Below are 1,222 nucleotides of genomic sequence, written 5' to 3'. Positions count from 1 at the left end.
GTCTTTCCCCTCTTCCATAGCTTTCGATATGTTTGGGAAATGATGCCTTAAAGCCTCCAGTTGTTCGGAATTGAACAAGTCTTTCATTTTACCAAGTTCTTTTTTCAATTCCTTGGTTTCGGTCTTTAGTTCTTGGTTCTCCGTTCTTAGTCGGTTACTGGTTGTCCTTGCATTGTCCATTTGCTGTCTATAATACTCTTTGTCGTTCTCGGCTTTGAATACCTTTGTGCCGTTTCGCTCTTTTTCAAGTATAGCCTTTCCCAGTCTATCGGATAGCTGTTCATTTTCCCCCTCTAAAGCCTTTATTTTGGCTTTTAAGGCATCTTTTTCCCTATCGTTAACCGTTTTCCCTATCAAGCCGTAAAACTTCTCTGAAGCCTTAGAAATGAGTTTTTGGACGTTTTTCTTTGTTTCAATGGAACGTAGTTCTTTCTGAAGCTGAAGAAGCTGGTTTTGCACGTCCTTGTGCTTGTCTAACGCACTGGATATATCGTTGGATAGTTCCTGAAGCTGTTCTTTCGCACATTCGGTCTTGTACTGCATAGCCGATAAGTGTTTGCGGTCAGAAGAAACACCACGTTCCATGCCCAGTGCTTCAGATGCTATGGTTTGGAGTTCTGCCATGTCATCACGCGATAAGCGCACACTCTTCCCGTTCGGCTGCGTCCAATCGAAAACTACATGGGCGTGAAGGTTAGGTGTCCATTGCTTTGCGTTCATGTATCCTTCGTCCTTGTGTATATGGATTTGAAACGCTTCAATACCGAAACGTTCCTTGCAGACCGCAGCGAATTGCTGGAGTTCCTGCATGGTGGTTTCTTGCTTGATTACTATTACCCCCTCCCGTATGGGTGCTGCTTTAGTCTGCATCTTCTGCCCAACCGTATCGAAATATCTCTGTTTCGCACTCTCCAGCCGATGGGAGATGCTATCTCCAACCCAGCTTTCATTCAAATGACTAAGTTCCGGACGAACATAGTCCAACTCTTTTTCCCTAAAGTTGTGAATCTCGCTCCCCGGCTTCACTGCTTGTACATGAATACTTGTTGCTCCCATAAGTTAACATTTTTGTGACAATCGATAACAGCCGGTGACAGCCGGCTGACAGGGGGTTAAGGGGGCTTGTCCCCTTACACACGTACCCTTTAGGGTGCTAGTGTGCTATCACCATACTGCATAGGTGCGAAGTTAGTGAATGTTTTGTAAATGCACAAATAAAGGG

At 44.8% G+C, this 1,222-nt stretch carries 1 protein-coding gene; it reads right to left on the bottom strand.

The window, feature by feature from the left end; translation table 11 throughout:
* Positions 1 to 1,056: plasmid recombination protein (locus HMPREF9446_RS09465; RefSeq protein WP_009125394.1), on the bottom strand; the 1,056-nt coding region annotated here is incomplete at its 3' end.
* Positions 1,057 to 1,222 lie beyond the last annotated feature (166 nt).

The sequence above is a fragment of the Bacteroides fluxus YIT 12057 genome (assembly GCF_000195635.1).
Classification (GTDB): domain Bacteria; phylum Bacteroidota; class Bacteroidia; order Bacteroidales; family Bacteroidaceae; genus Bacteroides; species Bacteroides fluxus.
Note: the sequence above shows the minus strand (reverse complement) of the source record. Positions and strands in the feature narration are given on the sequence as shown.